Origin of the sequence: Commensalibacter sp. A3DC (assembly GCF_047307945.1) — a bacterium.
GTDB lineage: Bacteria > Pseudomonadota > Alphaproteobacteria > Acetobacterales > Acetobacteraceae > Commensalibacter > Commensalibacter melissae.
Map to the genome: position 1 here is coordinate 1 of NZ_JAXOQA010000019.1, position 23,173 is coordinate 23,173.

The 23,173-nt window shown below is 37.7% G+C and carries 14 protein-coding genes and 1 tRNA gene; 12 read left to right on the forward strand and 3 right to left on the reverse strand.

The genetic code is table 11. From position 1 onward, the window contains the following. Nucleotides 1-151 precede the first annotated feature (151 nt). Nucleotides 152-1,234 carry a polysaccharide pyruvyl transferase family protein gene (locus tag U0839_RS03605; protein ID WP_413550095.1) on the reverse strand — a complete coding sequence of 361 codons (1,083 nt, stop codon included), beginning with the start codon at nucleotides 1,232-1,234 and terminating at the stop codon, nucleotides 152-154. Nucleotides 1,235-1,398: 164 nt separating this feature from the next. Next, nucleotides 1,399-4,896 carry a methionine synthase gene (metH, locus tag U0839_RS03610; protein WP_413550096.1) on the reverse strand — a complete coding sequence of 1,166 codons (3,498 nt, stop codon included), beginning with the start codon at nucleotides 4,894-4,896 and terminating at the stop codon, nucleotides 1,399-1,401. A gap of 439 nt (nucleotides 4,897-5,335) precedes the next feature. Here metH and U0839_RS03615 point away from each other — a divergent pair, with 439 nt between their 5' ends. The 9 genes from U0839_RS03615 (at nucleotide 5,336) to U0839_RS03655 (ending at nucleotide 19,593) form a co-directional block, all read left to right on the forward strand. Continuing rightward, on the forward strand, nucleotides 5,336-7,606 hold the full coding sequence (locus tag U0839_RS03615) for a peptidase domain-containing ABC transporter (protein WP_370533579.1): 2,271 nt from the start codon (nucleotides 5,336-5,338) through the stop codon (nucleotides 7,604-7,606). A 1-nt stretch (nucleotide 7,607) separates the two neighbouring features. Beyond that, nucleotides 7,608-9,176: an HlyD family type I secretion periplasmic adaptor subunit gene (locus tag U0839_RS03620; RefSeq protein ID WP_155565124.1), complete on the forward strand. Its 1,569-nt coding sequence runs from the start codon at nucleotides 7,608-7,610 to the stop codon at nucleotides 9,174-9,176. Nucleotides 9,177-9,211: 35 nt separating this feature from the next. Next, a complete protein-coding gene (locus tag U0839_RS03625; protein ID WP_413550098.1) occupies nucleotides 9,212-11,068 on the forward strand; it encodes a hypothetical protein in 1,857 nt (618 codons plus the stop codon). 35 nt (nucleotides 11,069-11,103) lie between these two features. Beyond that, a complete protein-coding gene (locus U0839_RS03630) occupies nucleotides 11,104-14,190 on the forward strand; it encodes a glycosyltransferase (RefSeq protein ID WP_413550099.1) in 3,087 nt (1,028 codons plus the stop codon). A 116-nt stretch (nucleotides 14,191-14,306) separates the two neighbouring features. Then, on the forward strand, nucleotides 14,307-15,335 hold the full coding sequence (locus U0839_RS03635) for a hypothetical protein (protein WP_155565127.1): 1,029 nt from the start codon (nucleotides 14,307-14,309) through the stop codon (nucleotides 15,333-15,335). A 70-nt stretch (nucleotides 15,336-15,405) separates the two neighbouring features. Next, complete coding sequence (locus U0839_RS03640; RefSeq protein ID WP_198193409.1) at nucleotides 15,406-16,680, forward strand: glycosyltransferase; 1,275 nt, start codon at nucleotides 15,406-15,408, stop codon at nucleotides 16,678-16,680. Nucleotides 16,681-16,831: 151 nt separating this feature from the next. Continuing rightward, complete coding sequence (locus tag U0839_RS03645; RefSeq protein WP_413550101.1) at nucleotides 16,832-17,899, forward strand: ABC transporter substrate-binding protein; 1,068 nt, start codon at nucleotides 16,832-16,834, stop codon at nucleotides 17,897-17,899. Further along, the gene (locus U0839_RS03650; protein ID WP_155565129.1) at nucleotides 17,896-18,831 is read left to right on the forward strand and encodes an ABC transporter permease; all 936 of its coding nucleotides are present in this window, start codon (nucleotides 17,896-17,898) and stop codon (nucleotides 18,829-18,831) included. Before U0839_RS03645 ends, U0839_RS03650 begins: the two co-directional genes overlap by 4 nt. A 6-nt stretch (nucleotides 18,832-18,837) precedes the next feature. Beyond that, the gene (locus U0839_RS03655; protein WP_155565130.1) at nucleotides 18,838-19,593 is read left to right on the forward strand and encodes an ABC transporter ATP-binding protein; all 756 of its coding nucleotides are present in this window, start codon (nucleotides 18,838-18,840) and stop codon (nucleotides 19,591-19,593) included. A 145-nt stretch (nucleotides 19,594-19,738) separates the two neighbouring features. On the opposite strand, the gene ppa is transcribed toward U0839_RS03655, so the two are convergent. After that, on the reverse strand, nucleotides 19,739-20,263 hold the full coding sequence (ppa, locus tag U0839_RS03660) for an inorganic diphosphatase (protein ID WP_155565131.1): 525 nt from the start codon (nucleotides 20,261-20,263) through the stop codon (nucleotides 19,739-19,741). Between the two features lie 291 nt (nucleotides 20,264-20,554). Between ppa and U0839_RS03665 the strand changes: the two genes are divergently transcribed. From U0839_RS03665 to U0839_RS03675, 3 genes are all read left to right on the forward strand, one after another. Then, nucleotides 20,555-20,628: transfer RNA gene (locus tag U0839_RS03665), tRNA-Ile, on the forward strand. 107 nt (nucleotides 20,629-20,735) lie between these two features. Next, on the forward strand, nucleotides 20,736-22,415 hold the full coding sequence (ettA, locus tag U0839_RS03670; protein ID WP_155580155.1) for an energy-dependent translational throttle protein EttA: 1,680 nt from the start codon (nucleotides 20,736-20,738) through the stop codon (nucleotides 22,413-22,415). Between the two features lie 80 nt (nucleotides 22,416-22,495). Then, nucleotides 22,496-23,008, forward strand: a complete 513-nt coding sequence (locus U0839_RS03675) for a GNAT family N-acetyltransferase (protein ID WP_110438690.1) — start codon at nucleotides 22,496-22,498, stop codon at nucleotides 23,006-23,008. Nucleotides 23,009-23,173: the final 165 nt, after the last annotated feature.

Below are 23,173 nucleotides of genomic sequence, written 5' to 3' on the forward strand. Positions count from 1 at the left end.
ATGTAAATTATAAATTATTCTAACCTTATCACAATGTTATTGAATATAAATATAAGATTTAAATTAATTATTTATTATTGTTAATTTAATAATTGATTATATTTTTTAATAAATACCGTTTTGCTAATTTTAAATTTTATTATGGAATGATTTATAACGGAAAACTATCAATAATTTGGTTTTTGGTGTTTTCGAGTTTATCAAAATAGCTTAAATCAAGTTGTCTTAACGGAATATGATTTAAATTTTTGAATAAAACGGGGTTATAAAAATTTATTTCTGTACGATGTATGCCTGCGAAATAATCAAAGAATTTCCATTTTCCGCCATCATGCAATTTATTATCCCACAACCAAATATTTGGGATATGATAGCTGTCTGCAATTACAAGTCCATGTAAACTGCTGGATGCAATATATTTGCAGGATTTTAGCTGGTCAATAAAAACGTTAATATCAGGATCGGTGATATCAATAAAAAGAGTATTGGGTGTATTTTGTAATATTTGCTCTACCCAACTCTTTTTATATTGACTGTGATGAACAATAAGACCCCAGTCATATTTTTTTTCTTTGTTGGGGTTATATATACGGTCACATATTAATCCAGGATCCCCATAAGGTAATTTACATTTATGTGAAGTTAAGGATTCATGGGTCAATGGTCCACGTAATAAAGAAATCTTGAATAATTCAGTAGGTAATGAGGAAGGTGAAAGAGTTCCGCTCCCCCATACAGGATAAATTCTGTTTCTTGGTGTTGCCCAGTTTAAAATGCTGCCTATTCCGATTAAGTCTGTGTTTTTTAAATTGGTTCTACATATTATTTTTTTACTTAAATATCCAATAATATATAAATTTAGTTCATCACCTATATTTGTGAACTGTTTGTTGCGCCACCAATACAGATTAACAGAATTGTTCATTTTTTTGTTAATCAAAGTGTTGAATTGGTTTATATCAAATTTTATTTTATGTGCTTTTTGAAGCTTGAATTTCTTCCATTGTTTATTTTTTAGTTGTACAGTTTGAAATAATGTTTGATGATGATGTGTTGTAATGGGAATATTATAATAATAACAGTTTAATCGTCGGGAAATAAAAGAGTAATTTCCGGGAAATTGATGTTTTATAATAACATGATCAAACAGGTCTTTTTTATCATGGATGAATCCTGTTTTCATATCAGTTGTGGACAAATAAACAGGGTGGTGATTGTTTTTTTTCTGAACCATATAGAGGTGATGGTTTAGATAGCATAAAGAAGATTCTTCTTCAGTTCTGCAGATTATAAAATTTTTAAGTGACATAGTTAAAAAAGTTTTTAACCTAATTTAAATTTTGTCACCTAAATTAAATGTGAATGTTTATTGCGTCAATGAAATTCATATTTTTATTGTCATACAATAAAATATTTTGCTTTAGGATGAAAAATTACCAAAGCTGACGTTGACTGCTCTGGATGCAATTGCCATTCTTCAGATAGGGAGATTCCAATCTGCTTTGCGTCAAGAAGATTCAATATATATTTTTGATCCTCAAGATTAGGGCAAGCGGGATAGCCAAAGGAATATCTGGACCCGCGGTAATTTTGCATCAACAGCTTGTTCATATCAGGATCATCTTCACTACTGAAACCTAGCTCTGCCCTCATTCGTTGATGCGTATATTCAGCCATTGCCTCGGTTATTTCAACAGATAAACCATGCAAATATAAATAATCCTGGTAATGGTTTTCTTCAAACCAGATTCTGGCTGTGTCTGAAGCTTTTTGACCTACAGTGACAATTTGCAAGCCAATTACGTCACGAATGGGATCATTATAATCCCGGATATAGTCAGTGATGCAAATGCGTTGATTGCCAGGCTGTCTTGGAAGGGTAAATCGGCACAATTCGGTTTTCCCATCCCTATCGAAGAGGATTAGGTCCTCAGCGCTCGCAGCGGCTTTCCAGTAACCATAAACGGCTTGTGGTTGAAGGATTTTTTTCTGCTCACATTGTTGGATCAATTTATATAGGATTGGTCGTAAATTTGTTTTCGCATCTTGCAGGAATTCTTCCAGCGTTTTTCCCTGCTTTTTCATTCCCCACTGCAATTGATATAAAGAACGTTCGTTTAGGAAGGGTAAAACAGCTTTTAAACTGGTTTCTAACTTTCGCGCTCCCCAAAATGGTGGATTGAGGGGAGGTTCGTGAGAAGTCATTTTATTTCTTCGCAAGGATGATTCTTTCATGGAAAAAGGAGCTACAATGGTTTTTTCCTTTTTTTCGGGACGTTTGGGTTTTTTATTTTTGATTTTTTGGGCAGCAAGATAATTATCTAAATCACCATGGGTTAATTGTTCCATAAGTGTCAAACCATCAAAGGCATCCCTGGCATAGGCAACCATTCCGTTATTTCTTTTATAGATTTCCGCACAATCTTCTTCAACGTAGGCACGTGTTAAAGCTGCTCCTCCGAGTAGGACAGGTATGCTGAGGCCTTGTTGCGCCATTTCTTCAAGGTTTTCTTTCATGATAACAGTTGATTTGACCAATAATCCAGACATGCCGATCGCGTCAGCATTATGTTCCTTTGCTGCCTTAATCATGTCTGCTACAGGTACTTTAATGCCTAGATTGACAACCTTGAAACCGTTGTTGCTTAAAATGATATCGACAAGATTTTTGCCAATATCATGTACATCCCCTTTCACCGTTGCCAAGATCATCGTACCCTTGGTTTCATTATTTTTCTTTTCCATAAAAGGTTCAAGAAAGGATACGGCTGCCTTCATTGTTTCGGCAGATTGCAAGACAAAAGGAAGCTGCATTTTCCCAGATCCAAATAATTCACCTACCGTTTTCATGCCATTAAGTAAAAGGGAATTGATTATTTCAAGGGGGGCATAGGTTTCCATCGCCTTTTTTAAATCATCCTCCAAACCTTTGCGATTTCCATCTACAATTCGGTTACGCAATTGTTCTTCAATGGTGGTAGCGACAGCGCGAGTTGCCACTTGTGTGGCTTTACGATCGGCAAAAATTTCTAAAACTTTTTTGAGTGGGTCATAATCATCAGTTCTTCGATCAAAAATCAAATCTTCAATGACTTTAACTTCATCTTTGTCCAAAAGGTGCATGGGGCGTATTTTAGAAACATGAACAATGGCAGCTGTCATTCCCATTTTCTGGGCATGATAAAGAAAAACAGAATTCAAAACTGCTCTGGCGGCTGGATTAAGTCCGAATGATATATTGGATAATCCGAGCACAATTTGAATGTCAGGAAATTCATCGTGGATGGCTTTGATCCCTTGTAAGGTCCATAAACCCAGTTTACGGTCATCTTCTACTCCGGTGGCAATAGTAAAGGTAAGAGGGTCAATCATCAAATCGGAGTGAGGCAGGCCATATTTGTTACAGGCAAAATCAACTAATCGACGGGTTATTCGTAATTTGTCTTCAGGTGTTCGTGCCATTCCTTGTTCATCAATGGTTAATGCAACAACAGCGGCACCAAATTTACGGGCCAGTTTTAAACGATGAGCCGCTATTTCTTCACCATCCTCAAAATTGATTGAATTAATGATGGGTTTTCCACCATGAAGTTTAAGACAAGTTTCAATCACTTCCGAACTAGTAGAATCTATAACGAGAGGAACATTGATAGATGACGTGAAGCGAGGAATAATTTCCTTCATATCCTTTTTCTCATCATGACCTACAAAGGCCATACAAACATCCAGGGCATTTGATCCTTCTTTAAGTTGCTCACGACCGATTGTAACGCATCCATCCCAATCTTGTTGATCCTGTAAATCACGCCATTTCTTAGAGCCATTGGCATTACAGCGTTCCCCAATCGAAAACAGACTATTTTCCTGTCTTAAAGGTGTGGGGGTAAAAAGACTTGAAACCGAGGGAATCCATATTGAACTTCTGGGTATACAGGCTGGTCGGTCTGTGAAGCATCCCCCCAAAGCCGCTTCGTTTTTGAGCATCTGATCAAATGCAGCAATATGATTAGGATTAGTTCCACAGCAACCACCGATCATATTTATTTTCTGTTCTTTTATATATCGGGACATCCAAACGGCCATTTCTTCTGGAGAGAGTGGATAGTGCGTTTTACCGTTGACGAGTTCTGGCAATCCTGCGTTAGGTTGCATTGAAATTAAATGCGGCCAGTATTGAGATAGCCATTTGATACCCTCGGCCATTTCCCGAGGACCTGTTCCGCAATTCATTCCCATCATTTGAACATCCAACGCTTCAATGACGGTCGCTGCGGCAGCGATATCACTTCCAACAAGAAGGGTGCCTGTTGTCTCAATGGTTACTTGTACAAAGATTGGTAAAAAAATATCAGCTTCTTTTAATGCTATCTTGGTTGCGTTTACAGCAGCCTTGATTTGAAGTGGATCTTGGCATGTTTCAATTAAAAAAGCGTGAACACCTCCTTCAATCAAACCTCTACATTGCTCTGTAATAGCGTCTTCAAGTGAATCATAATCAATATTTCCCAAGGAGGGTAGTCTAGTCCCGGGTCCGATTGATCCAAGAATATATCTATTTTTTTTATCAGCAAATGAATTTGCGGCTTCATTGGCAATTTCAGCGGCACGTTTGTTGATTTCTATTGTTTGGTCCTGAAGGTCAAATTCGGATAGGGTGATGGAAGATCCTCCGAAAGAATTTGTTTCCACCATATCTGCACCTGCTGAAAAATAGCGTTTATGAATATCCCTAATCAAATCGGGTCTAGATAAATTAAGGATTTCTGTACAGTTTTCCTTTCCCCAAAAATCTTTGTTAATATCGAGATCAAGTGCTTGAATGATAGATCCCATTCCTCCATCACATAAAAGAATCTGTTCATGAAGTTGATTCAAAAGCTGACTTTGTTTGGACATAGAAAACCTTGATGTTAGCATTTTTTATTTATTAAAATCAGGATACTCAATTGAAATATCTACCATAATTTTAATAAAATGAAATTTATTAAATAAATAAAAAAAAAGAATAAGAGGTCCATTTCGCATTTTAATTATTTGAATTAATTTTGATACTCCAAGTTCGGTTTGAAGATATGTGAAAAGAATGATAGGGTAAAACTCATTATAGTATTTATTGCATATTCAGCATGGAAAGAATTGAATTATTAAAATGATAATGATATTTTGGCAGAAAAATTGCAAAGCATTAATTGATATAGTTAATTAAGGAAATGATTTTATTGTTTATTTTAATGGTCAAATGAATTTATGATAATGAAGACTGCATATTAAAAAAAGCTGTCCTTATTAAAAATTTGTAAAATATTTTGTTAATTTAATTGATAAAGGATGATCGGTGGATCAACCAGATAAGGGCTCCATACAGTCAGGAGCAGGGCAAAGCAATAATCAAGGGAAAACGCAGAAGCTTTCCCCAATGATGATTCGTTTACGGGCAACAATGGCAGCTGCAAAATATCATGGGGTTGATCTTGATATACGTGATTTTGCAGCTGAGCCTGGTGAAGACTCTCCATCCCCGGCAACCTTGGCACGCTGGCTGAATAGTCAGGGGCTGATTGCTAAAGGGATGCGTTTGAAATGGCGATATTTGATACGCTTGTACAATTCACCTCCCATAGTACTAATGTTTAAGGATGGTTCCGCAGGATTGATGGTGGGTGTCAATCCTGAAAAAAGGATTGTTTTTTTAAGAGATCCGTTGAAGGGAGAGGGTGAACCTCCTATTCCTGTTGAAGAAGTCCGTTTAAGGCAGGCATGGACAGGTGATATTCTTCTTGTAAAGCAAAATAAAAACCTGTCTGAAAGTGAAGATAAGCTTGATTTTAAATGGCTTTTCAAAATGGTATTGCGTGAACGTGCCTCCTTGCGTGATATTTCAATAAGTTCGATGATAATCAGCGTTTTGCAAATTTTTCCTGCTTTTATAGTGATGCAGGTTGTAAATCGGGTGGTTGCTTTTCAATCAATGGCGACACTGGTATCGATTAGTGGATTGTTGATTGTCTTAAGTTTTTATGAAATTTTAATTAGTTATGCCAGACGAGAGATTACCAACGTTATGGCAACACGTTTGGATGCTCGTATTTCAATTCATACCTATAATCGTTTGCTTTCTTTACCGTTGGAATTTTTTGAACGACAACAGACTGGTCGTTTGATCGGAAAGGTTTCTCAGATATATCAGGTGCGAGATTTTATCACGGGCCGTTTAATGACAACTTTTCTGGATTTGTTTACATTAGTTGTTATTTTACCATTCTTATTTTACATTAGTGTTATTTTAGCATGGCTGACCGTTGTTGCAGCAGGTTTAATAGGTTTAATTGTGGTTATTTTTATTAAACCCTTAACATATTATTATAGTAACCGTATTGAAGCGGAAATGACACGTGGATCAGCAATGTATGAAACCGTTGCGGGTATACGAACTGTTAAAACTTTAGCTTTGGAACCTTCCCGTCGTCGTGAATGGGATAATATTGTTGCTGAGGTTTGTAAATGGCGGTTATCAACAACGCGTATGCAAAATTGGCCTGAAACATTGGTTATGCCGTTGGATTTCTTTATCAATCGAGGGATTATTCTTATTGGTGCCTTTATTTGTATAACCAATCCAACAGCGGGAGTTGATGCCGGTGCAATTGTCGCTTTTATGATGCTGGGAGGTCGTGTCGCGGCTCCTCTCGTTGGATTGGCTAAATTAATGACCGTAATAACAGAAGTAGAAACCTCATTATTTCAAGCGGGGGAAATATTAAATAATCCAACGGAAACAAAAGCGTTGACTACAGGATTAAGACCAAAGATTATTGGTGCGCTATCCTTTGAAAATATTAATTTTACATATCCCGGGGGAAGTAGTCGGGCGTTAAAGGATTTAAATTTTTCAATTCCAGCAGGTACGATGTTGGGTTTGGTAGGACGAAGTGGATCCGGTAAATCCACTATAACGCGTCTTTTACAAGGCGTTAGCCGAAATTATGAAGGTTTTCTAAGGCTGGATGGTGTAGATTTGCGTGAAATCAATCTTACCCATTTAAGACGCTCTTTTGGTGTTGTTTTACAGGATAATTTTTTGTTTCGTGGAACAATTAGGGATAATATTACCGCTGGACGTCCCGGATTGACAATGGAAAAGGTTATCTGGGCAGCACGAATGGCTGGCGCTGAAGAATTTATCGAACGTATGCCCGCTGGATATGACACTTTTATCGAAGAGGGTTCAACGAATATTTCAGGAGGACAAAGGCAACGTCTTGCAATTGCAAGAGCTGTTATTCTAGACCCAAAACTAATGATTCTAGATGAGGCAACATCCGCTCTTGATCCTGAAAGTGAAGCATTGGTTAATGCCAATTTGGAGCGAATTGCCAAGGGAAGAACGATGGTTATTGTTTCACATCGATTATCATCATTAGTTAATTGTGATCAAATACTGGTTATGGATCAGGGTGAAATGCAGGCAATTGGAACACATGAACAATTGTTAGAAACCTGCGAAATTTATCGTACTTTATGGTTGCAGCAAAATCGACATGTTGATGAGAGAAAGCATTCAAAAAAGAATGAAGCCCAGAACCCTGTAATTACGGAAGGAACATAAAATGGTGGATGATAATCATAAAAATCAGTTGCCAGGAAATGTGAATTCTGAAAATAACAATGAAAAGTCTAATATTTCTAATGAATTGACAGATACTATTGAAAAAAAAATAAAAAAAACTTCAGAAAAAAAAGATGTTTCATTGACTGATGAACAGACAAGTATACCAGAAGGATATTTGCCTGCAGCAGATAACGAGACAGAATCTCAAGCTGATATGCCGATAGCTTTACTAGAGTTTACTTCACCTACTGCAGCTATTATCAATATGCCGCCAACGGCTTCTGCCCAGTATATTACTTGGGTTATTGGAGCTTTGGCGCTTTTTTCCATTATCGCGTTATGTGTGTTTCCACTTGACAAAGTGGTTTCAGCTCAAGGTCGACTGGTTTCAGTGGATCCACCTTTGTTAATTCAACCAATGGAAGAGAGTATTATTAAATCAATTGATGTTAAAGAGGGGGATTTTGTAACGAAAGGACAGGTTTTGGCTCATTTGGATCCGACAATTCAACAGGCCGATATTGATAATCAACGTTTACAAGTTGAAAGTGGACAGGCTGAATTTGACCGTTTGCAGGCCGAAGCTGCTAATAAAAACTATACAGTGGACCCATCTAATCCTTATTCGGTAGAACAGGGGAATAGTTTTATAAAAAGAAAACTTGAGTATGATGCGAAAGTTGATGGTTTCAACCAGAAAATCAACGAACAATCGTTTCAACTTAAAAACTTTCTCGCAACTACTGCTGTATTGAAAGGGAGATTACAAGTTGCATCTGATATTCATTTGATGCGGAAAAAATTGCAGGAACAACAAGTGGGAAGTCGCTTATCAACTTTGGGTTCGCAAGATACTTTAATGGATGTTGAGGATAAATTAATAACGGCACAACAATCAGCGAATGCCACGCAAAAGAAAATAGCATCTTTATTGGCTGATAAACAGGCCTACATTGAAAGTTGGAAGGGTGAAGTTTATAAGAATCTAACTTTAATTCAAAGACAACTGGCAAAAGATAAGGGAGAGTATGAAAAGGCAAAACTTCGTCGTAAAAAAGTCTTGATGAGGGCCGAACAGGATGCAATCGTACTATCAATTTCAAAAGGTTCTGTTGGTTCTATACTAAATTCTGGAATGCCGTTTATGACTCTAGTGCCTGTCGGTACAGGTTTGGAGGTTGAAGCTGCTGTACAAGATGCGGATGTTGGATATATGAAGTTGGGTGATAAAGCGATTATAAAATTTGATACTTTTCCCTATACGCAATATGGTGGAGCGGAAGCAGTTGTAACAAATGTTAGTGCCGATGTCTTTCAGCCTGGTGATACAGGTCAGGATATGAGTAATCGTCGGGGTGCAGCACCTTTACAATTTCGAGAAAAACCTTTTTATCGTGTAAGATTGAAAATCAATAAATACACTTTGCACAGTATACCGAATTTTTTTCATCCAACCCCTGGGCTTACTGTTACAGCTGATGTTCATGTTGGTAAAAGAACAGCGGCTCAGTATTTAATGAATGGTATTGTACCTAAGTTAACAGAAGGAATGCGTGATCCACAGTAATGTAAAACATAAGGTGAAATTGAATTGGGAAATTTATGATGCGTGTTTTTTTTAATCCCTTGAATAAAGTCAGAAAAAAGAAAATTCAAAAACTTTTGAATAAAGGGAAAAAACATTATGAAAGAAAAGAATATGTTTCAGCATATAATTGTTTTTCACAGGGCGCATCTTTAAAATCCCCTGAAGCTCAATATTACCTGGCTTTATGTTATTTAAATGGACATGGAGTTGCTTTTAGCCTGCAAGAAGCGTCTTTATGGTTTGAAAGTGCGGCATCAGCTGGCTATAATGACGCTGAATATATGCTTGCATTATTATATATGCGTGGACTTCCCGAACTTAATGCAGTAACGGGACATGATATATTTACCCTAAAACAGGCTAAAGTTTCCGATGACTTAAAAACCGATTATGAAAAAGCTCGTTATTGGGCTCAAAAAGTAGCTGAAAATGGGTCTGCTGATGGTCAGGCCCTCTATGCTTACCTTTTATCAGAAATCACATCTGAACAAAATCAATTTGATGAAATAATAAAATGGTATGATAAGTCAATTTCCCAAGGTTCACCGCAAGGTTATATGGGGAAAGGATTATTTTTATTAAAAATTAGCAAAACCCAGGATGATTTTTCCAAAGCGGCTGCATTATTGCAAGTTGCAGCTGAAAATGGACTTGGTACGGCGATTTATACCTTGGCTATTATGTATGAAACTGGAAAGGGGGTTGAAATTAATCATGAATATGCTGTTCAGTTGTATAAACAGGCTGCGGAATTGGGTATCCGACAGGCTCAAGCATTATACGGCATTGCCTTACGAAAAGGAAATGGGGTTGAGCGGAATTTCATTGAAGCTGAAACTTGGTTAAGACGTGCTGCCGTAGGTGGGGATGTAGAGGCTGCTTCGGTATTGGCCGATATGCTGGCATCAGGTAATAAGGATATACCACCTAATTATACTGAGGCTATAAAATGGTATCAGTTTGCGTTTTTAGAAAAACAGCATGTTGGTGCCGCTTTTGCCTTGGGATATTTATATTTTAATGGTTTAGGAGTTGTTAAGGCTGTAGATAAGGCAATTGATCTTTATAAATTTGCTGCTGATAAAGGATATTTGCCAGCGTTAGATATTCTTGCCGAAATCGCTCTTACAAATTCTCAATATATTTCTGTAGAAGAAGTCGTCGATAATTATTTGCGTCCCCAAGCGGAAAAAGGCAATAAGAAAATTATGCTAAAATTAGCGATGGCATTGACAAACAATAAAAATTCTGAAGTTGATTTAAACAAAGAAAAAGAAGCAAAAAAGTGGTTGCAAATCTGTTGTGATGAAGATGCAGAAGCTCAATATTGGTATGGGCGCATGTTGTTGCAGGGAATTGCAGGGGAAAAAAATCTTAAAGAAGCTTGTAAATGGATCAAGTCTTCAGCGGAGCATGGGATAGTCAAAGCGCAATTATTATGGGCTTCCCTTTTGTCGGAAGGGAAAACGGAAGATGGAAAAATTCATATTCAGGAAGCTTTAGAATTTTTTAAAAAGGCTGCTGAAAAAGGTGATGCATCGGGCATGTTTTCATTGGGTGCAATTTATGGGGGTGGAAATCATTTAAGGGAAAATAGGCAGGAAGCTCAAAAATGGTTTGAAAAAGCTGCTGAATTGGGTCATTCAAAAGCTCAGCTGATGTTGGGACGTTATTTATATGACGGTTTAGCGGGAAATAAAGATATAGCTAAAGCGCGTTATTGGTTTGAAAAAGCAAAAGATAATGGGGAAAAAGAAGCAGGGTTGGTATTGAATGCACTAGATGAGGAAATAAATCAGCAAGATTTGAAACCTGTTAAAAATAAACAAGTGGAAGTGGCTCCCGGTTTGTTTATATTTCAAGACACATAGCTAATTTATATTTAATTGCTTAATTGTGAGGCGTTGTGTCAGGAAAAAATAAAGCACAATTAGTGGTTTACGCTAGAAAAAAAGCAGAAGGGCTCGAAAAACTAAGAAAGAATGCACAGATTGCATATTCAAAAGCCCAAGAAGCTAAGCAAAATGGACAAATTGAGATTGCACTTCAATGGATGTGTAGAGCGCATCATTTAACACGAGGCAATCCGAACATTATCTTTGATTTGGCAGTTTTAAATCTAAAAACTGGTAATTTAGAGGGTGCCCATGATTTATTGCAGCCTTTATTGAAGCAATATGATTTCTATGAAGGCTGGATAGCACAAGCAGTTATTTATTCTTCTCGCAAATCCTCAAAACAATTAATTGAAATTTTGAATTATTTTCTTTCTCATTACAGTCCATCCCCGGAAACATGGTTATTAACTATTAATCTCTTGAAACAGGTTTCAAATATTGTCGGCTGTTGTTGTATCAAGGGCTCATTAAATGAAATATGGATAGATTCATTTAATGATTATCCAGTCAGTATTTATTTGGATAATCAATTATTTATTAAAACAAATCAGCCAAAAATTATCCTGCCTTCAGGCTGGCAGAAAAAATATAAAAAATTACGTATTGAACAAGATGGTGTTCCTTTTGTAGGCAGTCCTGTTGATTTGGAGTCAATTAATCTAACAATTGGGTTTGTAGAGGTTAAGAATGAAACATTAATCGGGTGGGTTTGGTGTCCAGCCGAGCCCAGTCGAATACCTTTGATCACTATAAAAGATTATAAGGGAAAGATTTATCATCAATTTCAACCCAAGGATGATATTGAGGTTGTTACTCTTGAAACACCTTTGTTACAGGCAAAATCTTTTAGAATTTCCATTCATGATTTTTCTGCTGGAATGTATTCTGTTCAAGATGAGTTTTTGCGTCATTTAATTGGTAGTCCTTTGGATCCTAGCTTGGAATTCAGGGCAAAAACTTTTTTAATTCATATGCAAACCCCTGCATACCATAAGAAAAATATTAAAATTTCAAATGTTGCTCATTTTTTTCCTGTTCAAGCAGTATATAAAGGATATGACCCAGTAATACTTAAAAAATCATCAGAGGGCATAGTTATTGTCATACCTGTTTATAAGGGAAAACAGATAACATTGGATGCACTTCAGAGCGTATTGAATAGTGTACCGGAAAATGTAAAGATTCAATTGGTTAATGATGCTTCTCCTGATAAGGAATTGGTTGTTTCATTAAAGGAATTCATAGATGACCAGCAAGTTTTTTGCATTAATCATAAGGTAAATAAGGGTTTTCCCACTGCTGTTAACAGTGGTATGAAGGCTTGGCCTGGATACGATATTATCTTGTTGAATAGTGATACCTTTGTAGGAGGGAAATGGACCGAAACGCTTTGTCGGGCCGCTTATCAGGAAGAAAATATTGGAACGGTAACTCCTTTTTCAAATGATGCGGGTATTTATTCTTATCCTTATCACGATAAGAAGAATTTGATGCCTGATAATCAAACAATTTTTCATTTTTCAAAAATATTTAAAAAAATAAACGAGCATCAATTAATAGAGATACCTACGGCACATGGTTTTTGCATGTTTATTCGACATGACTGTCTGGCGCAAACAGGATTGTTTCGTGAGGATTTATTCGCCCAGGGATATGGTGAGGAAAATGATTTTTGCATGCGTGCACGGCATTTGGGTTGGAAACATGTTTTGGCAGCTGATTGTTTTATAGGACATAAAGGGGGTGTTTCATTTGCGTATGCAAAAAAACTATTGGGGAAAAGAAATACGGAAATTCTCAATCGGCTTTATCCAGGATATGATGAAATGGTACAGGATTTCATACGTGATGATCCGTTATTGCCATTCCGTCGAAATATTGATCTATATAGAATTCAAATCCTGCTTGATGCTCAAAAGAAACGTCATGAGAAGTATCAATTTGTTTTACTGGTCACGCATCAATTTGGTGGAGGGGTGGAAAGGGCGGTTCAAGAAAGAACAGATATTTTACGTTCCCAAGGTTTTATTCCAGTATTGATCAGACCGACAATTTTGGGAGATGGCTGTCAGATTGAAATTCAATTCAAATCAAAAAGAAATTTGGAAAAAGAAATAAACCTGATTTTTCCCAATCTAATTTTTTATTTTCCTCATGAATTCGAAAAATGCCTAAATTTTCTACAATTTCTTTCTGTAGATTCGTGTGAAATACATCATTTGAAAAAACATCATAAATTGATGACAGATTTATTACTTAAAATAAATAAACCTTATGATGTATATATTCATGACTATCTGATTTTTTGTCCGAGAACCGTTTTGTTAAATGAAACCATGCATTATTGTGGAGATCCGAATGATTTGCAGATTTGTCAAAATTGTGTAAATAGTTTGTGGAAGGAAGAAAAAAGCCCTAATTTCATTGATATGGAAAAATGGTGGCATGATTCATGGAAGGAATTAAAACAGGCAAGGGCTGTTTATGTGCCTTCCAATGATGCATTTGAACGTGTTTCAAAACATTTTCCAGAATTGGGACAGTTGGCGTTAAAATTTCTCGAAGACGATCGTCCTGATCTCACTATGAAACAATTAACATTCTTTTCTCAAAAACCCTGCCAGTTGAATGGAAAGATCAAAGCTAGAGATAATAGTTCAAATCGTTTCCGTATTTGCTTAATAGGTGCGATTGGAGTGGAAAAAGGGTTTGATGTCATTCTTGCCTTACTTCAAGATGCTGATAAGCGTGATTTGCCGATTGAGTTTGTATTGGTTGGTCGTTCCGTGGATGATGATTTGCTAATGCGTTCCGGTCGCATATTTGTAACAGGAGAATATAAGGAGGAAGAGGCAGTTTCCATGGTGCGGGAACAAGAGGCTGATCTTGCATTTTTCCCGTCAATTTGTCCGGAAACCTGGTGTTATTCACTAAGCATTGCTTGGCGGGCTGGATTGAGGACAATAAGTTACGATATTGGTGCTATTGCTGAAAGAATTAAGCGAACTGGACGAGGAAATGTCATTTCGTTAAATTTATCTATTGCCAAACAGAATGATTTTTTATTAAAAGAATGTAAATATGTTGGTCATTAAATAAAAATTAAAATTTGTTTTGAGAAATTATTAATTTTTTATTAGTTTTAATAAAATATTATTTAGTTATTTTAACTTTGCTATACTTAGCCATCTTTTAAAAAGGAAATATATTAATGTCAAAGTCTGATGATCAATCAAATAATAATCAGTATCAACAACGAATTATTGATTTAAATGTAAATGGTCATTTAATGAGTTTGGACACTGGATTATATTGTATTTATCATGTTGCCAATCAAATTCCGGCTGATGAATTTGGTTTGCCCGGCCTGCGTATTTCTGTTCCTCCCTTCAAACAGAATGCTACAGTTGAGATCAAGACTTTTGAAAATGATGGGTGGCTAGGCGCTGAAAAAAATGCTGTTCTAGTACGTATTTCGGGAGATGCTGGTTTGGTTCTTGTAACAGTTTATCGGAATCCATCAAATAATTATCCCGCACCTCAATTACAGGTTATTCGACTTAATGATGCTTCTGAAAATGATAATTCAAATAATTTGACAAATGGATTGGGCAATCAAAATTCGGGTATCAATGAAAAAATAGCCAGACAGTCAAAGCGTGCGGTCGCTCAACAACAGAATGAAATTGAAAAAGAAGGCAAAATGCGTGTTGTCGCCCATGTTCAACGTCTTGGTGACGTTAGTGTCGAACTTGGAGATTGGATTGGTATTCCAGACAGTAAAACATGGATTGAAGGATTCGGTTTGTCATTAGATGATCGTATACAGCCAGAAGATATTGAATATCAGGCTGTATTGGGAAAAGGGTGGTTTTCTCCCTGGTATAAGGGTAATGAATTTTGTGGAAGTAGAGGAATGTCACTTCCCTTGTGCGGTTTGCGTGTTAGATTGAATGGTGATGCCGCGAAAAAATATACCTTATCCGTGAAAGCAACCTTTATAGATGGAACTAAATTAGGTCCTGTCGATGATGATACCATTCTTTCATCGGAAACCATTGCGCCTCTAGAGGCATTTAGCCTGGATTTGATTGATCATGACAAGGGAAAAAATAGCAAGGAAGTCCCTGAAACTCATGTTAGTTCTAGCAATGTGAAGAGTATAAAACCAAGAACTAATATCAAGGTTAAAAATGCTAAACATAAATCTTCATCTAATCAGAAAAAAACTGAAAGCTGATTTTAACCAATATTGATTACAAAAATTAATTATGTTTAATTAATAATTATTGAATTAGCTCGTTAAAATTGTGAAATATTTATTCATACATCAAAATTTCCCCGGTCAGTATTTACATATAATAAAATATCTTGCGGGAAAGCCTGATAATGAAATTGTTTTTGTCAGTCAAGTGACGAGGCGAACAATTGGGGGAATTCGGAATGTCTTTTACGGTAAAATTGATCCCGTAAATGAATTGCACTCTTCCTTGAACGAATTGCATCAGGCCGTTAAAAGAGGAGAGGAAGTTTACCAAACTCTTAAAAAATTAAAACAGCTAGGTTTTGTCCCTGATATCATTATTGGTCATCAGGGATGGGGGGAGATGTTGAATGTTCAGGATATTTATCCTGATGTTCCAATATTGAAATATTGTGAGTTCTATTATCATTCAGATGGATTGGATGTTAAATTTGATCCGGAATTTTTATCTGATGAACTGCTTCCGTCACGGGTCAGAATCAAGAATACCATTAATTTAATCTCTGCGAATAATCCAGGTTGGGGACAGACCCCTACGTTGTTTCAGTGGAAAACCTATCCTGAATGGGCGCGTGGACAAATTACAGTGTTGAGAGAAGGGGTTGATTTAAAGATTTGCAGTCCTGATGCAGATATATATAATCATACAATGAAATTCGAGGATTTCATCATCCACCCCAAAGATAAATTGGTCACCTATGTTGCCCGTGGATTGGAACCCTATCGAGGGTTTCATATTCTTATGCGCTCCTTACCCAAAATTTTAAAAGAACGTCCAGACGCAAAAATCGTTATAGTTGGTGGGGATCAAGTCAGTTATGGTGCTGCGCTTCCTGGTAAATTGACCTGGAAACACTATTTTCTTCAACAGTTGGGTAATCAGCTGGATCCCACTAGAATTTATTTTGCCGGGCTTTTGTCTTATCCCGTTTTTTGCAAACTTTTAAAACGGTCAGATGCGCATGTGTATATGACCTATCCTTTTGTTTTATCGTGGTCTTTACGAGAAGCGATGGCGATGGGTTGTCCGATTATTGCAAGTGATACTGACCCAGTCAAAGAATTTATTGTTCATCAGAAAACTGGAATTCTGACACCTTTTTTTGATAAAGAAAAACTTGCTGATAATGTTTTGGAGGTTCTAGAAAATAAGGATCTTTCAAGTAAAATCAGACATTTTTCTCGGGAAGAGGCTGAACGATCTCTTTCAATGGATATTTATTTAAATAATTATAATACATTAATCGATGATCTTATAAATCATCGAACGCCAGATCTAAGTCTGGGTAAATCCCCTGCCATGATTGGAGAGGAGCTGTAGATCATATCCGTAAAAGGGAATTTAAATACGTTAAATTATTGTATATTACAATTTTTTTTAAATTAAGTTATATTAAAATTGTATTTTATTGAAAAATACTGATATATACGTTTTTTGCCAAATTCTCTGATTTATAATAAGGAAAAACCTTATGGATTTTGATCGCATCAGCCGTCGTAAATTTACGCGTTCCTTTCTAATGGCTTCTGGTGCCACTTTTATCGCCGGTCGTTGTGGAAATCAGGCCTTCGCTGAAGAGCAATCTCAAACTGGAGATAGTCATTTTCCTAATTTGGGAACAATGCAAAAACTTCAGGGTGCCGCAAGAAAAATAACACTTGCTTGGAGTGCGGATTCAATATGTACGGTTGCCTTTCCAGTTGCACAAGCCAAGGGTTTTTTTAGTAAATATAATCTGGATGTAAATTTTATTGATTTTGCAGGATCTGTCGACCAAATGCTGGAAACAATGTCGACAGGTAAGGCTGATGGTGCGTCAGGTATGGCCCTGCGTTGGTTGAAACCTTTACAGCAGGGATTTGATGTTAAACTTGTTGCGGGGTTACATTCTGGCTGTTTGCATTTATTGGCTTCTGGTACAAGTTCCATAAAGAATCTGGCAGATCTGAAAGGTAAGACAATCGGTGTTGGAGATATTGGTGGACCAGCAAAAAATTTTTTCAGCATGCGTTTCAGGGAAATCGGGATAGATCCTGAAAAAGACGTAAATTGGCGTCAGTTTCCATCTGACATTCTACCTTTGGCTATAAAACGTCAGGCGGTCCAGGCTGCAGGACTGGATGATCCCTTGGCTTATTTACTTAAGCAGGAACATCATCTTGTCACTATAGATTCCAATATGTCAGGTGAATGGGCAAAAATCGCCTGCTGTGTTGTCGGTTTAAGAGGGTCACTGATAAGAAAAGATCCATTGGTAGGTAAGGCACTTACTCAGGCAATTCTGGAAGCAGGTCAATGGGTGCATCATAATAAGGAAGAGGCGGCTGAAATTTTTAAACCCTATGCGCCCAAGGCAACTGTTGGGCAGTTAACTGAAATTCTTGAATCAGAAGGAACTCATCAACAGGTTATTGGCAGCAATCTCCGGCAAAATGTATCTTTTTATGCACAGCAATTAAAACAAATAGGTGTTTTTCCTCTTTCTCTCGATATAAATGCGTATGCCGATAAAGTTACCGAGGACATTTTTGCTTTATGATTCAAAAAGTAAAAATGGCATATTGGCCGCAATTGGCAGCTTTTATAATGTGGTTTGGGACTGCTTTTCTTACCTATTTTATCAAAAATGCTGATGATTTTCCCAGAACAACTGAATTTGCCTGTCTATGTATCATTATAGCGTTTTTTTGTATAGTAACGCTTCCATTTAATAAAGTTAGATATTATGGACCATGGTTGCTGGCTCTGGCTCTTATTACAGGAGGATGGGAAATTGTACAGGCAAAGTGGTTATTACTGCCGCGTCCTTTTTTTGGTGCACCACAGGAATTGTTGGATGTATTCATAACAGATTGGTATCGTCTACTGGATTCCCTGTTACATTCCCTAACGTTGCTGTTGGGGGGATATATTTTTGGTTGTCTTATTGGCTTTTTAATCGGGATAGGAATGGGATGGTCTTTACGTTTTGGCTATTGGGCCCATCCTGTATTGAGGTTTTTTGGACCTTTGCCACCTGTAGCTTTTTTACCTTTACTTTTTGCCGTTATACCATCCAGTTGGTTGGCGGGTGAACTGTTAATGGCATTTGCCGCCGCTTTTCCTGTTGCAGTATTGACATGGTCAGGAATCGCAGGGGTCAATCCGGGATATTATGATGTTGCCCGAACGATGGGGGCAAGCTCATCCTTCTTGATTCGTCATGTTGCCATTCCTGCGGCTTTACCTTTTGTTTTTGTAGGGATGTTCATGGCTTTGGGTTCCTGTTTCTATATGCTTGTCGTAGCGGAAATGCTGGGGGTAAAAGCAGGCCTCGGGTTCTATATGCAATGGGCGCAGGGATGGGCTGCTTATCCAAATATGTATGCGGCTTTAATCATCATGGCGGTAATGTGCACAAGCTTCATGACCCTACTTTTTAAAATTAGGAATCGTTTACTGCGTTGGCAAAAAGAAAGTATTAAATGGTAGGGATGTATGGCAGAAAAACAAAGGATTGACATCACACATTTAAGTCATGGTTATAGTCTGGATAATGATGATTTGCCGGTATTGGATGATATTAATCTGACAATTGAACCACAGGAATTTGTTGTCATACTGGGCCCATCAGGATGTGGTAAATCAACATTGTTACGAATGATAGCGGGGCTTGAGCAACCTTTGAATGGATTGATTCAGGCAAATGGACAGGAAATTTCTGAGGCAGATCCATCAAGAGTGGTTGTTTTTCAGGATCCGACCCTATATCCATGGTTGACAGTCTGGGATAATGTCAATTTGGGTTTCAAAATCCGTAAGGTAAAGAACGATCATGCCGTTCAACTGATGCTTGAACTGATCGGGTTGAATAGTTTTAAAAATGCCTACCCTCGACAATTATCGGGTGGCATGGCACAAAGGGTGGCGTTGGCCAGAGCCTTGGTTAATGATCCAGGCATTCTTATTTTGGATGAACCACTGGGAAAATTGGACAGCCTGACTCGTATCACAATGCAAAAAGAGTTGGTTCATTTATGGCAACAAAGAAAATTCACGGCAATTATGGTAACCCATGATATTGAGGAGGCATTGTTACTGGCAACGCGCATTATTGTCATGCGGCATCGTCCAGCGCATATCATAGGTGAATTTCGGCTCAATATGGATTATCCAAGGCATAGAGACTCGGAAGAACTGATTAAAATTCGTAAAGATATTTTTCATCTTTTGGGTCATCAATCAGATTGGTAAAAATTAGATCTACCAGCATATTTAAACGTTCAACTTTTATTTAAAGAAATAGGATGAATTATAAAAATCATTATTAATCTTTGATGATTTTTATAATAAACTAGGAGCAATTTTAAGCTCCTAGTTTATCTGATAAGCTATATATTTATTTTTTATATTTTTTAATTGCGGTTTCAATTAATTCACAAGCTTTTGCCTTATTGTCCCAGCCTTGGATTTTAACCCATTTACCCTTTTCCAAATCTTTATAATGGGTAAAGAAATGTTCGATTTCTTGGCGGGTAATTTCTGGAAGCTCTGAAACTTCATGAATTTTCGAGTATAGAGGATGAATTTTATTGTGTGGAACACAGATCACTTTTTCATCCATGCCTGATTCATCCTCCATTTTTAAAACACCGATTGGACGGGCACGAATAACACAACCTGGAACCACCGCTTCCGGAATCAAAACCAGCATATCAATAGGGTCACCATCAGCTGCAAGGGTGTTGGGAATAAATCCATAGGCAGCAGGATAAGCCATGGGGGTAAAGACAATACGGTCAACAAAAACAGCACCGCTTTCTTTGTCAATTTCATATTTTACTTTTGAACCCTTGGGAATTTCAATAACAACATTAATATCATTAGGCACGTCTTTGCCCGGTGCAATCTTAGAAAGATCCATAATCATGTTCCATTATTATTTAAAACAGGAATACTAACGAATTGCCGTTGATTTATCAATATATTGAAACGGGTTAAATTTCTAAACAGGGATGACCTGATAGTTATATCTGGACTTTATCCTAACATTTTGGAAAAATTATAAAAATATATCTTAAAACTTTTGATAATATCAGGATTATGGATAAATGAAATTGAATGGAATGGGTAATAATCAAAGTTTTTTTCAGATAAACGTAAAGAAAACGCTTGCAAAAATGATTGTTTTGCGGCAAATATGAGCTGCGTCAACGCGCCTGTAGCTCAATTGGTTAGAGCCGACCGCTCATAACGGCCTGGTTGCAGGTTCGAGTCCTGCCAGGCGCAGACGCTTTTTATCCAGCCTGAGGGCAATAAAAGATAACGGTGATTGTCTCAGGTTCTTCCCCCTAAATATTCAATACTAGATAGATGATATAAGGAGCTTCTTAACGATGGCTGGGCCTCAATATGTATACGTGATGAAAGATTTGACAAAGGCTTATCCCGGTGGTCGTGAAGTGTTTAAAGGCATAACTTTGTCTTTTCTGCCTGGGGTAAAGATTGGTGTTCTTGGGGTCAATGGTGCGGGTAAATCAACTCTATTACGCATTATGGCAGGCAAGGATAAGGAATTTGGCGGGGAGGCCTGGGCAGCTGATGGAATCAGGGTTGGATATTTAGAACAAGAACCGCAGCTGGATGAAACTAAAACGGTTGGTGAAAATGTTGCCGAAGGTTTTGGCCCTTTAAAAAAGGCTGTTGATCGGTTTAACGAAATTTCAATGAAATTTGCCGAGCCGATGGATGATGACACCATGAATGCCTTGTTGGCAGAACAGGCTGATTTGCAAGAAAAAATTGATGCCGGTAATGGTTGGGAACTTGATCGTCAAATTGAAATTGCCCTTGATGCGTTACGTTGTCCACCAGCTGATGCAAGAGTCGATAAATTATCAGGAGGTGAGCGACGTCGTGTCGCTCTGTGTCGTCTGTTGCTGGAAAAACCAGATATTCTTTTATTGGATGAGCCGACAAATCATCTTGATGCGGAAAGTGTTGCATGGTTAGAACAGACATTACGGGAATATGCTGGTACCGTTATTCTGATTACCCATGATCGATACTTCCTGGACAACGTTACGAACTGGATTTTGGAAATTGAGCGTGGCCGTGGTTATCCATTCGAGGGTAATTATTCTTCATGGCTTGAACAAAAGCGCAAACGTCTGGCTCAGGAAGAAAAAGAGGAAAGTGCACGTCAACGGGCCCTGGCTGCAGAACAGCAATGGATCAATTCCTCACCAAAGGCACGTCAGGCGAAAAGCCAGGCCCGTATTGCAAAATATGAGGAAATGCTTTCTCAAAGCCAGGAAAAGGCAACAGGTGTTGCGGATATTTATATTTCTCCTGGCCCCCGTTTAGGTAATGTTGTTATTGAAGCGGATAATCTCAGCAAAGGATTTGGTGACCGTTTACTAATTGATAAATTGAACTTCAAATTGCCTCCTGGAGGGATTGTAGGGGTAATCGGTCCAAATGGTGCGGGTAAATCAACCCTGTTCAAAATGATTATAGGTGCTGATAAACCTGATGAAGGTGAGATACGTATTGGTGATACAGTAAAGTTGGGATATGTTGACCAGTCCCGTCATGAATTGGATCCCAATAAAACCGTATGGGAAGAAATTTCCGGTGGGACGGATGTCCTTTATCTGGGTAAGCGGGCAATTCCTTCGAGAGCCTATGTTGGAACATTTAATTTCAAGGGTTCGGATCAGCAGAAAAAGGTTGGTGTTCTATCCGGTGGTGAACGAAACCGCGTTCATCTTGCCAAAATGTTAAAACAGGAAAGCAATGTAATCCTGCTGGACGAACCAACCAATGATCTTGATCTCGATACTTTGCGTGTTCTTGAGGAAGCTTTGGAGGAATTCCCCGGTTGCGCTGTGGTCATTAGCCATGACCGATGGTTTCTGGATCGTCTTGCAACTCATATCCTTGCATTTGAAGGGGATAGCCATGTCGAATGGTTTGAAGGCAATTTTGAAGCGTATGAAGAGGATAAGCGACGGCGTCTGGGCCCTGATGCAACAGAACCTAGTCGTATCAAATATCGTCCAATTTCACGATAATTTCGGTTATTATTGATTTAAATTGAAAAAGCCCATATGATTTTTGTCATGATGGGCTTTTTATGTAAGTTTTGATATCTGTGAACTGGTTGGATTTAAGAACTTCACGTTTGATTTTATCGCCGGTAAATTGGCAGGATATGCCGGATATTTTGGCTTTAAAAACGGATGTTTTGACCTTTAGTAGTATGTTGGGTGGTGTTCGAACTTCATGGCAAGTGCAAAAGGAAATGGCTGAGGATATTCTTTATTGGGGATCTCATAGGATTGGCATATATACTGTTCGCAAGCATATTCAAAATAGAACAGGTCAATTTTTGGGAATAACAGGGATACACTTGCGCAATGATAACCGTGGGCATGCATTGAGATTTGCACTATGGGGATGGGCGCAAGGGAAAGGATATGCCCGTGAGGCAGCATTTGCTGTGTTGTCGGCCGCCCATGAGCGTGGGTATCAACGGATAGTGGCGGTTACCAAAGAAAGAAATATAGCCTCTCGTCGTATTCTTGGAAGTATTGGCATGAATGTTGAAGAGCAATTCATGCGTCATGGATACAAGATGCTAACTTATGTCAGTGTATTATCGTAGAGAGAATGACTGTATAGTCCGACCAAAATTTCAAATGATGTAATGTATATTGTAATTTTTATGCAGACATGAAAAATCCAGAATACGGACAAAAAAAATTTTTTTCAGTTAAAGGCACATCCGTATTCCAGATTTCAGGTTTTTTAAAGAATTATACTTATGAAT

Bases quoted from the DNA above. Each gene is read 5' to 3' on its own strand.
- U0839_RS03605 (WP_413550095.1), bottom strand. From the start codon at position 1,234: ATGGTTCAGAAAAAAAACAATCACCACCCTGTTTATTTGTCCACAACT.
- metH (WP_413550096.1), bottom strand. From the start codon at position 4,896: ATGTCCAAACAAAGTCAGCTTTTGAATCAACTTCATGAACAGATTCTT.
- U0839_RS03620 (WP_155565124.1), top strand. From the start codon at position 7,608: ATGGTGGATGATAATCATAAAAATCAGTTGCCAGGAAATGTGAATTCT.
- U0839_RS03625 (WP_413550098.1), top strand. From the start codon at position 9,212: ATGATGCGTGTTTTTTTTAATCCCTTGAATAAAGTCAGAAAAAAGAAA.
- U0839_RS03635 (WP_155565127.1), top strand. From the start codon at position 14,307: ATGTCAAAGTCTGATGATCAATCAAATAATAATCAGTATCAACAACGA.
- U0839_RS03645 (WP_413550101.1), top strand. From the start codon at position 16,832: ATGGATTTTGATCGCATCAGCCGTCGTAAATTTACGCGTTCCTTTCTA.
- U0839_RS03650 (WP_155565129.1), top strand. From the start codon at position 17,896: ATGATTCAAAAAGTAAAAATGGCATATTGGCCGCAATTGGCAGCTTTT.
- U0839_RS03655 (WP_155565130.1), top strand. From the start codon at position 18,838: ATGGCAGAAAAACAAAGGATTGACATCACACATTTAAGTCATGGTTAT.
- ppa (WP_155565131.1), bottom strand. From the start codon at position 20,263: ATGGATCTTTCTAAGATTGCACCGGGCAAAGACGTGCCTAATGATATT.
- ettA (WP_155580155.1), top strand. From the start codon at position 20,736: ATGGCTGGGCCTCAATATGTATACGTGATGAAAGATTTGACAAAGGCT.